Annotated in this window: 6 protein-coding genes; 2 read left to right on the plus strand and 4 right to left on the minus strand. The window is 63.0% G+C overall.

Translation table 11 applies throughout. The features are described from left to right. Nucleotides 1–649: carbonic anhydrase (locus I8N66_RS10165; protein ID WP_291153192.1), on the minus strand; the 649-nt coding region annotated here is incomplete at its 3' end. A gap of 129 nt (nucleotides 650–778) precedes the next feature. Then, nucleotides 779–1,660 (minus strand): pyridoxal kinase PdxY, encoded by an 882-nt coding sequence (gene pdxY / locus I8N66_RS10170; RefSeq protein ID WP_291153080.1) that lies wholly within the window; start codon nucleotides 1,658–1,660, stop codon nucleotides 779–781. Nucleotides 1,661–1,945: 285 nt separating this feature from the next. On the opposite strand from pdxY, the gene I8N66_RS10175 reads away from it, so the two are divergent. Both I8N66_RS10175 and I8N66_RS10180 read left to right on the plus strand, forming a co-directional pair. Continuing rightward, nucleotides 1,946–6,739 (plus strand): NAD-glutamate dehydrogenase, encoded by a 4,794-nt coding sequence (locus tag I8N66_RS10175; protein WP_291153083.1) that lies wholly within the window; start codon nucleotides 1,946–1,948, stop codon nucleotides 6,737–6,739. A 131-nt stretch (nucleotides 6,740–6,870) separates the two neighbouring features. Then, nucleotides 6,871–8,298, plus strand: a complete 1,428-nt coding sequence (locus tag I8N66_RS10180) for an MFS transporter (protein WP_291153101.1) — start codon at nucleotides 6,871–6,873, stop codon at nucleotides 8,296–8,298. A gap of 58 nt (nucleotides 8,299–8,356) precedes the next feature. Here I8N66_RS10180 and purH read toward each other — a convergent pair whose 3' ends face one another. Both purH and I8N66_RS10190 read right to left on the minus strand, forming a co-directional pair. Further along, nucleotides 8,357–9,967, minus strand: a complete 1,611-nt coding sequence (purH, locus tag I8N66_RS10185) for a bifunctional phosphoribosylaminoimidazolecarboxamide formyltransferase/IMP cyclohydrolase (RefSeq protein ID WP_291153104.1) — start codon at nucleotides 9,965–9,967, stop codon at nucleotides 8,357–8,359. Nucleotides 9,968–10,200: 233 nt separating this feature from the next. Further along, a complete protein-coding gene (locus I8N66_RS10190; RefSeq protein WP_113541275.1) occupies nucleotides 10,201–11,886 on the minus strand; it encodes a heparinase II/III family protein in 1,686 nt (561 codons plus the stop codon). Nucleotides 11,887–11,914: the final 28 nt, after the last annotated feature.

The raw sequence follows: 11,914 nt of genomic DNA on the forward strand, positions 1-11,914 counted from the left end.
TGCCTGGACGGGAGAAGTCGCCGGTCGTGGGATCCATGACCCAGAGCTCGCCGGTCGAGATGTCGAACCAGGCGCCATGCAGATGCAGCTTGCCCTTGGCTTCCAGAATCTGGACGCAGGGGAAGGTGCGCAGGTTGGCGAGGGAGTTGCGGATCGAGACCCGCTCCAGCGCGCGCTGCCGCTCCCCCTGGGTCATGACGTCGTTGCTCTGGATCTGCTCGGCGGCCGGCTTCAGCAGGTTCATCCAGCGACCGATGAAGTCACCCGGCGACAACGGCTCGGCATCCGGATCGAGCGCCGCCTTGATACCGCCGCAGCGGCCATGGCCCATCACGACGATATCGCTGACACGCAGAGACTGCACGGCGAACTCGAGCGCCGCCGAAGTCGAATGGTAGTGACCGTCGGGCTCGTAGGGTGGCATGAGATTGGCGACGTTGCGCACGACGAAGAGTTCGCCCGGCCCGCTATCGAAGATAGTTTCCGGCGCGGCGCGCGAATCGCAACAGGCGACGACCATCGTCCTCGGTTTCTGGCCGGTTTCCGCCAGCGCCTTGTAGCGCTTCTGCTGTTCGCTGAAACGGCCGTTCATGAAGTTGTGGTAGCCGTTCAGAAGGTGATCCGGAAAACGCTGCTGCTGCTTGTCCATCGGTTGCTCCGCTGCTGCTTCGGGCTGGGTGCCGGCTTTCGCCCGCGTCCAGCTCCGAGTCATGAAAGTCATCATGATCCAAAGTTCAATCCACAATGTCTTCCAGGCATCGTCGATGAACAGCTTCTTCTATTTTCGCCGTATCTGATTGGGATGCACCAGCCGGCGCATCTGCACCATCGCCATCGGCGTCGAAAGGCTGGACGCATCCTGCTCGATCGTCAGTTCATCCGCCCCGCGCTTGACGCTGCGGGCGATGATTTCAAATACGCTCGCGGTCGCCATTTGCAATGCACGCTCCTCCGACAATCCTTCGAGAAGTCGCGCCAGGAAGACGGCGGTCAGCAAGTCTCCAGTACCGTTTGGCGGGTTCTCGACGAGCCGATGTTCGGCGAGCAGCGCGTGATTGCCCGAAAGGAAGAGATTGCCTGTACCGCCGCTCATCATCGGCACCGCCGATGTCACCAGCACGCGGGCCGGGCCGAGGCCGAGCGCGGCATCGAGGATCGCCGTATTCGTTTCCAGCGTCGCGCCCGCAAGCCAGGCCAGCTCGAAGCGGTTCGGCGTCGCCAGATTGGCAAGCGGCAGCAACTGGTCGCGAATGGCCGTCGCGGTCGCCTCCGGAACATAGAGCCCGCCGGCATCGCCAATAACAGGATCGCATGCATAGATCAGCTTGGGATTGCGCTCCCTCAGCGCCGTCACCAGCCGGGAAACGCCTTCAGCCTGTCCGGCCGAGCCGAGGTAGCCGGAAAGCACGGCGCGCACCTCGTCGACCCAGGGCGCAGCAATGAGATCGTCGATCACCGACTGGAAATCCGCGTCCGAGATGGTGACGCGGGTCGAGCGTCCGTGCCCGGGATGCCAGGGGAGAATGACTGTCGGCAAGGCCCAGACCGGGTGCCCCAGTGTCTCCAGCGCGAAGACCGCGGCCCGGTTGCCGACCTTGCCACGCACGACATGGCTCGAGATGACGATGACGGCACCGGGCAGGGAGGGCATTTCGGGCATCGACGAGTCCAATCCTTCGGTCTAGAAACTCTGATCACCCGACTGTCACTGCCCTGTCAACAGGCGATGGCAGATAGGTCCAGTCGAAGCCGCTAGCGTTTTCGTGCTTTTTCATCGATTTTCGAGCAATTTTCGCGAATTTGCCTTCGATTTAAATGGATTTAAGCTGTTTTCACGTGAAATTCTCCAATTTTTGGCTCGATTTTGCCGAAATCGGCGTAAAAAGCGGTCGCCATTAGCCATGGTTCTGATAGGGTTTGGCCTATCATGAATGGGAGAGACTTCATGGGCGTGAAATACAATCCGAAGCGGGACAGACACATCGACGCAGCAAAGGCGGCCGCCATCAAACTGGGCGTCGACGGGCTGGCGCCGGAGATCCTCTTCGGTGGGGCCAGCAACGACGACCTCGATCTTTATTCGGCGGACATGCTGGCGCTGATTGCAGCCCACGCGCATCGGGAACTCACCCGCTGGGACGGTGGCAAGCCACAGGTTTCGGTCGAAAGCGTCGAAGGCGTCGCACCTGGCGGCACCGAGGTCTCGATCATCGCGATCACCGAGCACAACATGCCCTTCCTCTATGATTCGATCATGGGGGAAATCACCAGCACGCACCGCGACATTCACCTCGCGATCCACCCCATTCTGGTCAAGGAACCGGGCAAACCGGCAAAGCTCTTCGATCCGGAAGAGGAAAGCGATCCGTCGCACCGCGTCAGCCACATCCAGATCCACCTGACGAAGCTGGCCCCGGTCGAGGCCGAACAACTCAGCAACCGTATCCGCGACGTGCTGGAGCAGGTCCATCAGACCGTGCACGACTGGCCGGCGATGACGACGTTGCTTGACCAGGCCATGCAGGAGCTCGAAGCCTACAACGCGTCGCGCAAGAAGAGCGACCGCGACGAGGCGCTCGCCTTCCTTCGCTGGCTGCGAGACAACAACTTCACCTTCCTCGGCATGCGCGAATACACCTATTCGGGCAAGGGCGAGAAGGCAGCCGTCGAACGCGGCAAGGGCAGGGGCCTCGGCATCCTTTCCAACCCCGACGTGCGCGTCTTGCGCCAGGGCAAGGACGCGGTGCTGACCACACCTGAAATCCTCGCCTTCCTGGACGGCCCGGATTTCCTGATCGTTACCAAGGCCAACGTGAAGTCCGTCGTGCATCGGCGCGCCTATATGGACTATATCGGTATCAAGCGGTTCGACGCCGACGGCAATGTCACCGGGGAACTGCGCATCGTCGGCCTGTTCACCTCGACCGCCTATACGCGCCAGGCAGCAGAAATTCCGCTGTTGCGCCACAAGATCGAGAAGATCGTCGATCATTTTGGCTACGACCCGCAGAGCCACTCCGGCAAGATGCTCGCCAACACGCTGGAATCCTATCCGCGCGACGACCTGTTCCAGATCGATGTCGGCCTGCTTGCCGCCTTCTGCGAGCAGATCAACGAACTCGGCGACCGGCCGCGCATCCGCGTCCTGCCGCGGATCGACCATTTCGACCGTTTCGTCTCGGTCATCGTCTTTGTGCCGCGCGAACAGTACGATTCGGATGTCCGCGAAAAGATCGGCGACTACCTGAAGACGGTCTATGACGGCCGCGTCTCCGCCTACTATCCGGCCTTCCCGGAAGGGGGCCTCGCCCGTGTCCACTTCATCATCGGCCGCTCCGCCGGCAAGACGCCGCGCATTCCGCAGGCCAAGCTCGAAGAAGCGGTGCGCGGCATCGTCACCCGCTGGATCGACCGGTTCGACCTGCTCGCCCGCAAGGACGGCATCGAGCTTGATGTCGACAATGCCTACCAGTCGTTCTTCACGCCGGCGGAGGCCTATGCTGATCTGGCCGATATCGCGGCGTGCAAGGGCCCGGATCCGATCCGGATCTCGTTCTACAACTATCCCCGCGCGGTCATGCGTGCCGATACGGCCGAGCTGAAGATCTTCCACGCCGGCGAACCGGTATCGCTGTCGCGCCGCGTGCCGCTGCTCGAAAACCTCGGCTTCCGGGTGATCAGCGAGCAGACCTATGACATCGGCGTCAACGCCCACGGCGAAGAACAGCGCAAGGTCGTGCTGCACGACATGGAGCTAATCCACCGCGACGGACACGCGCTGAACCTCGACAAGACCGGCCCGGCCCTGGAAGAAGCCTTCCTGGCCGCCTGGAACGGCTCGATCGAGGACGACAACTTCAATCGGCTGATCCTGCTTGCGGGCCTCAACGCCCGCGAAGTGACAGTGCTGCGCGCCTATGCCCGTTATCTGCGCCAGGCCGGCATCACCTACTCACAGGGCTATATCGCCGACACCCTGAACAAGTATCCGGCAATTGCCGCCGACATCTTCAAGCTGTTCGTGACCCGCATGGATCCGAAGCTCGAGGACAAGCCGCGCGCCAAGAAGTGCAACGCGCTGCTGTCCGCGATCGAAGACGCGCTCTCGGCGGTTCCGAGCCTCGACGAAGACCGGATTCTGCGCCGCTACGTCAACGCGATCGAAGCAACGCTTCGGACCAACTACTTCCAGCATGACGTCGACGGCAAGCCGCGCGCGGTCCTTGCCTTCAAGCTGGACCCGAAGCAGCTCGACGGTTTGCCGGAACCGCACCCGTTCCGCGAAATCTTCGTCTACGGCACCGAGGTCGAGGGCGTGCACCTGCGCTTCGGCAAAGTCGCCCGTGGCGGCCTTCGCTGGTCGGACCGCGCCCAGGACTACCGCACGGAAGTGCTCGGCCTGGTGAAGGCGCAGCAGGTCAAGAACGCCGTTATCGTGCCCGTCGGCGCCAAGGGCGGCTTCTATCCGAAGCTGCTTCCGGTCGGCGGCACCCGCGACGAAATCTTCAAGGCTGGTACCGAAGCCTACAAGACCTTCATCCGCACGCTTCTGTCGGTCACCGACAACATCGTCGGCCAGGACGTCGTGCCGCCGGCCGATACGCAGCGCCATGACGGCGACGACCCCTACTTCGTCGTTGCCGCCGACAAGGGCACCGCGACCTTCTCCGACACGGCCAACGGCCTGGCGCAGGAAGCGGGCTTCTGGCTCGACGACGCCTTCGCATCGGGTGGTTCGGCAGGTTACGACCACAAGAAGATGGGCATCACCGCTCGCGGCGCCTGGGAAACCGTCAAGCGGCACTTCCGCGAGATGGACACCGACATCCAGACGACGCCCTTCACGGTTGCCGGCGTCGGCGACATGTCGGGCGACGTCTTCGGCAACGGCATGCTTTTGTCTGAAAAGATCCGCCTGATCGCGGCCTTCGATCACCGCGATATCTTCATCGATCCGAATCCGGATATCGATGGCTCCTTTGCTGAGCGCAAGCGCATGTTCGCCCTGCCGCGTTCGAGCTGGCAGGACTATGACCGCAAGACGCTTTCGGAAGGCGCGATGATCATTTCGCGTGCGGAGAAATCGGTGACGCTGACGCCGCAGGCGATGGCAGCCATCGGCCTCGACAAGCAGAAGGCAACGCCCTTCGAGATCATGAACGCGATCCTGAAGAGCCAGGTCGATCTGCTCTGGTTCGGCGGTATCGGCACCTATGTGCGCGGCAGCAACGAAACGGATGCTGAAGTCGGCGATCGCGCCAACGACGCCATTCGCGTGGCGGCCGAAGAGGTCCGCGCCCGCGTCATCGGCGAAGGCGCCAACCTTGGCGTCACCCAGAAGGGCCGTATTGGCTTCGGCCTCAATGGCGGCCGCTGCAACTCGGATGCCATCGACAACTCGGCCGGCGTGAACTCGTCGGACGTCGAGGTCAACATCAAGATCGCGCTTGCCTCGGCCATGCGCGATGGTCGCCTGACCCGTCCGAAGCGCAACACGCTGCTCGCCTCGATGACCGAGGAGGTGGGTCACCTGGTGCTGCGCAACAACTACGAGCAGTCGCTGGCGATCTCGCTGACCGCAATGCAAGGGCTCGGCAACCGCACGACGCTCGGCCGTCTCATGACGCGGCTGGAGGCCGACGGCCATCTCAACCGCAAGGTCGAGACGCTGCCGACCGACCAGGCGATGACCGAGCGCTACCAGGCAGGCAAGCCATTGACCCGCCCGGAAATCGGCGTGCTGCTCTCCTACTCCAAGCTCGTCCTCTTCGATGAGCTGATTGCGAGCGAGCTGCCCGACGATCCCTACTTCACGGCGACGCTGGAGCGTTACTTCCCGGGCAAGATGCGCAAGACCTATGCCGGCGACATCCACGGGCACCGCCTGCGCCGCGAGATCATCGCGACGATTCTCGCCAACGAGGTCATCAATCGCGGTGGTCCGGCCTTCGTCTCGACGCTGACGGATGCCACCGGCTTCCTCTCGGCTGACGTCGTCAAGGCGGCAGTGCTGGCGCTCGACGGCTTCGACCTGCCGCGGATCTATGACGAGATCGACGCGCTCGACAACAAGATCGGCGGCGGCCTGCAGAACATCCTCTATCAGGAGGTTGGCCGCATCTTCACGCTCGTCACCGAGCGGGCGCTGCGCACCCATGCGGCGACTGGCTCGGTCTCCGAGGCGGTATCGCGCCTCGGCGATGGCCTGCAGAAGCTGCGCGCGACCATGCGCACTGCAGTCTCCGGCGAGAGCGCCGAGGAAGCACGGTTGAAGACCGCAGCCTTCGTCGAGGGCGGCGTCCCCGCCAAGCTCGCCGAGGAAATCTCGGAACTGGCGCTGATGACGCTCGTGCCCGAGATCATGCAGATTGCCGCTGAAACCGGCGAGACGCTGAGCCGCACGGCGCAGGGCTACTTCGCCGTCACCGATACGCTCCGGATCAACCGCCTGCTGGCGGCATCCGATCGCGTTCCAGCAACCGAGCAGTTCGAGGCGATGGCGCTGTCACGCGCCGTCTCCGATATCGCCGCTGCACGGCGCGATATCACCGCGGCAGCGCTGCGCGAGCAGAAGAAGGAACGCAATCCGGTTGCCGCCTGGGAAGAAAGCGAACGCGTCCGTGTCGCCCAGGCGACCGGCCAGCTCCGACTTTTGACCGAGAAGGGGGAAACCACGCTCGCGAAGATCACCGTCGCTGCAGGTCTCCTCAACGACCTTGCACGCGGTAGGGCGAAGTAACAGGACGAAGGTGGATGCGGGCAGTTTTTTTGTCCGCATCCTGCTCCGGACCTTTGGGAATCGGTTCAATTGAAGATAGGCTGCGCCGCGCGTTCTGAAGACGCGCGGCGCAGTCGTTTCGGGAGGGGACCTTGCAGATTTCGGCCGAGAGGACTGAAGACCAGCCACGCACGTCCCGTGCGGGCATTGCCGGCTGGATGCTGTTCGACTGGGCAGCGCAGCCCTTCTTCACCGTCATCACCACCTTCATCTTCGGCCCCTATTTCGTTTCCCGACTGACGGAGGACCATGCCGTCGGCCAGGCGATGTGGGGCTATACGCTGACCGTTTCGGGCATCATCATCGCGGTTCTGTCGCCGGTGCTCGGCTCGATCGCCGACGCCACTGGGCCGCGCAAACCCTGGATTGCCTTCTTCGCCGTCATCAAGATCGCATCGCTGGCTATGCTCTGGTTTGCCGCTCCTGGCTCGCCGATCCTCTATCCGGCGATCTTCATGATCCTTGCGACGGTCGCGGCCGAATTCTCGATCGTCTTCAACGATTCGATGATGCCGCGCCTCGTTCCGGAGAAGGACGTTGGCCGCATCTCCAACATCGCCTGGGGGCTTGGCTACCTCGGCGGCATGATCGTGCTGATTGCCGTCGTTGCCTTGCTTGCCGGCAGCGCCGAAGATGGCAAGACGGCACTTGGCATCGACCCTCTGTTCGGTCTGGATCCGGCAAAGGGGGAGGATGCGCGCATCACCGGCCCGATCTCCGCCGTTTGGTACCTCGTCTTTATCCTGCCGATGTTCCTGTTTACGCCCGATGCCACCAAGGCGGCAATGTCCCTCGGAAAGGCAACCGTCACTGGCCTCAGGGAGCTCAAGGGCACGCTCGGCGAGCTTCGCGAAAGGCGCGGGATCCTGCGCTTTCTCATCGCGCGCATGATCTTTCAGGACGGAGTCAATGGTCTCCTGGCGCTCGGCGGCACCTTCGCGGCCGCGATGTTCGCGTGGCAGACCCTGGAGCTCGGCGTCTACGGCATCATTCTCAACGTCGTCGCGATCTGCGGCTGCCTCTGTGCGAGCTGGCTGGATGCGCACCTTGGCTCCAAGGTGATCGTCACCGCCAGCCTGATCTGCTTGACGATTGCCACGATCGGCATCGTCTCGACGGGTCCAGGCTTCACGCTCTTCGGGCTGCTACCGCTGTCGATGGAAGATACCGGCGGCCTGTTCGGAACGGCCGCCGAAAAGGCCTACATTCTCTACGGCCTGCTCGTTGGCGTCGCCTTTGGCCCCGTTCAGGCCTCATCGCGCTCCTACCTCGCCCGCAGCGTCAGCCTGGACGAGGCTGGTCGCTACTTCGGCCTCTATGCATTGTCCGGCCGGGCCACATCGTTCCTCGCCCCCGCATCCGTTGCCACGATTACCCTTGCAACGGGGTCGGCAAGAATCGGCATGATGGCACTGATCGCCTTTCTGGTGATCGGCCTGCTGATCCTTCTGCGCACGCCCTATCCGGCCGATGACGGACGCAAAAAAGCCGCCGCATCCTGGGGACGCGACGGCTTCTGACTGGTTGGTGCCTTGGCGGCCAATTCCGGACAGACGCCCAGCGCCCATCCAGACGATCTTAGTGGCGGAAGTGGCGCATGCCGGTGAAGACCATGGCGACGCCATGTTCGTTCGCAGCCGCAATCACCTCTTCGTCGCGCATCGAGCCACCCGGCTGGATGACGGCGGTGGCGCCCGCCGCAATCGCCGAGAGCAGGCCATCGGCAAACGGCAGGAAGGCTTCGGAAGCAACGGCCGAGCCTTTGGTCAGTGGCGTTGCAAGACCCAGCGCCTTGGCGGCTTCTTCGGCCTTGATCGCGGCAATGCGGGCCGAGTCAACACGGCTCATCTGCCCTGCGCCGATGCCGGCCGTCTGGCCGTCCTTGGCGTAGACGATCGCATTCGACTTCACGTGCTTCGCCACCTTGAAGGCGAACTTCATGTCTTCGAGTTCCTGTGCAGTCGGCGCGCGCTTGGTGACGACCTTGAGTTCGAGATCCTCGACCATGCCGTTGTCACGCGTCTGCACCAACAGGCCGCCCGAGACAGTCTTGGCAGCAAGGCCCGGAACACGCGGGTCGGGCAGGCCACCGGTCGCAAGCAGGCGCAGGTTCGGCTTGCGGGCAATCACCGCCTTGGCCGCGTCGCTGACGGCAGGCGCGATGATCACTTCGGTGAAGAGCTTGACGATTTCTTCAGCCGTCTCCGCGTCAAGCTCCTGGTTGAGCGCGATAATGCCCCCAAAAGCCGAGGTGGAATCGCACGCAAGCGCCCGGCGATAGGCTTCGGCAAGCGTCGGCGCGGTGGCAACGCCGCAAGGATTGGCGTGCTTGATGATCGCGACCGCCGGTGCCTTCTCAGGCAGGAACTCAGCCACCAGTTCGAAGGCGGCATCCGTGTCGTTGATGTTGTTGTAGGACAGTTGCTTGCCCTGCAGCAGCGCCGCGGTGGCGACGCCTGGGCGGTTCTCGCCCGTCAGGTAGAAGCCGGCCTTCTGGTGCGGGTTTTCGCCGTAGCGCATTTCTTCCTTGAGCACACCGCCGATGACGCGGTGGCGCGGCATCGGGGTGTCGAGGGCCTCGGCAAACCAGTTGGAAATCGCCGCGTCATAGGCGGCGGTGCGGGCATAGGCCTTGGCCGCCATCTTCTGGCGGAAGGCATAGGTCGTCTTGCCGGAAGCAAGCTCTTCGAGCAGCACGGAATAGTCGGCCGGATCGGTGACGATCGTCACATAGGCGTGGTTCTTGGCCGAGGCGCGGATCATTGCCGGGCCGCCGATGTCGATGTTTTCGACCGTCGTCGGATAGTCGCCGCCCTTGGCCCGGACTTCCTCGAAGGGATAGAGGTTGATGATCGCGAGGTCGATCGCGGTGATGCCGTGCGTCGACATGGCGGCAACATGATCGGCATCGTCGCGGATCGCCAGGAGGCCGCCATGCACGCCCGGATGCAGCGTCTTGACGCGACCGTCCATGACTTCAGGAAAACCGGTCAGTTCGGAAACGTCGCTTACCGGCAGGCCAGCCTCCGAGAGTGCCTTGTGCGTGCCGCCCGTCGAAACGAGTCGGATGCCCTTTTCGTACAGGGCGCGCGCGAGCTCGACGACACCGGTCTTATCGGAGACGGAGAGGAGGGCGGTGCGAACCGTAACCTCGTTCGGGGCGGGGATTTTCTTGGAGGCGACAGCCATCAACCATGCTCCTTTGGCGGCGCCGGACGCCCGGGAGGAAGCTCCGGCGGTTGAGATGGCTGCCCGTTAGCATAGCTTGCTGGTCGAAGGAACCTCGACACGCCCGAAGATCGTGATGAATTTGGATCGGATCGATCCAAATTCATCAGCGCAGTCACTAACGGCGGCGCGGCGAATGGGATCTGAAGACGCCAGACAAATTTCCCGACCAACCTTGGCGCTAAACAGACACCTCAGTTCGCGCGCGAAAAGGTCCACTGGATCTCCGGCTGGCGGGCAACGGCGAAGGTTACGGTCAATTGGGACGATGCACGGATGCCGGAGGGATCGGCAAAGAAGATATCCTCTTCCACCGCAAGCTCCCCATCCTGGCAGGCAAAGAGCCAGATCTCGCCATCCGGCGCGGTCAGAAAGATCTCGCGCGCGTTGTTCTGGCGAATGCCGACGGCCGGATGAATATGGAAGCGCGCCACCGCCGTCGCCGTATCGGCTTCGTCCGGATCACTGCCATCGGCACGCGACAACCGATCGCGACCGCGGATCATGCGGCCGCCGTTCAGGACGCCGATGTCACGTTCGTGCACCAGCCCGAAGGCGGCGAGATAGCCATCATGACTGGCCGTCACCGACTCCAGCCCGCCGGGATCGTCCTTACGCGTCACCGCGACCTTGGAGACGCCTGTCGTCATGATCGGCCCGAGGAAACGGGATTGTGAGAAACGCGACGAGGACGTGTCGTTGACGGTGACCGTCGAATGCGCTGCAGTTGTGCGCGAAATCTGCCGGAAACGATCGCCGGCAAACTTCGGTGCGCCAGAATTGACGACAAAGCGCGTCTTGCCGGAGGACATTTCGAAGGACAGGCAGCCGGCATGGGCGCTTCGCGAAAGGTCGACGGAAAGCGGGCGGCCGGTATCCATGATCACAACCGTGTTCTCGACCGCAAGACGCTCGTAATGCGCATGCGGCAGCGAACGGAACGGCTCTCCTGCCGTCTCGTCATAGCGCAGCACCGAGGCCAGTTCATGCGCCAGGACAGATGTCGCGCCATTGAACAGCGCCAGTTCGCCACCCTGATGCCGGAAGAAGCGCAGAGCCGGATACATCCGGTCGATGCACGGGATCAGCCGCGACGGCACGTCATGGCCGAGATTGACGTAGGTTTGCCTGAGCGGCAGCAGGTCAAGCAGCAATTCGAGCCCGGCCCGCGGACTACGCGAGCAATGGCTGCCATCCGGCAGGATCTGTCGGTCGAGCTCGAGATCGAGATGGCGCGAAGCCTTGCGGATGGCGCTCGGCGAAGCCGGCATGGAGACCGACGCCATGGCGAGCGCAAGCCGCACCCTCAACTTCGCCTCGCCGTCACGCACCGTTTCGGCAATATGACGAAGGTAGCGCACCTGGAGCGCAAGGCTCTTGAGGAACCGGCGATAGAAGCCATGTTCCGCATTGCGCAGAACCACCGGCGAATGCGAAAGCCAGGCGATGATGCGCTGAGCGATGATATCCGGATCCCAGGCGATGCCGCCAAGATCGCGGCCATGGGTGGCGATCCAGTCGTCGACGATTTGGCGCAAGCGCACATAGCCGGCATCCTCGCGGATCGCACGCAGGTGTCTCAGCCAGCCGAAGGAATGCAAGCGCGCCGCGAATTCACGTGACGGCAAGTCGATCTCGAACGGCGACTCGCCTTCCGTATCGAGGACGCGGCCCGCAAGCGGGAAGCGCCCGGCGAGAATTTCTTCGGCAACGAAGGGATCGACGGCTCGAAGATCGGTCGGCGCGACAATCAGGCGGTTGGGCGTCGAACCGGTAAAACGCAAAGTGGAGACGCGGCCGATCGATAGCCGGCGCGACACACGACGCCAGCCTTCACGCACATACAGGTAAGAAAGCCTCCGCCTGCCGGAAAACAACATCAACGCCGCCGGTTTCCTCATTTCTGGC

It is taken from the genome of Ensifer sp. SSB1 (genome assembly GCF_016652895.1).
In the GTDB taxonomy this organism is placed as follows: domain Bacteria; phylum Pseudomonadota; class Alphaproteobacteria; order Rhizobiales; family Rhizobiaceae; genus Ensifer.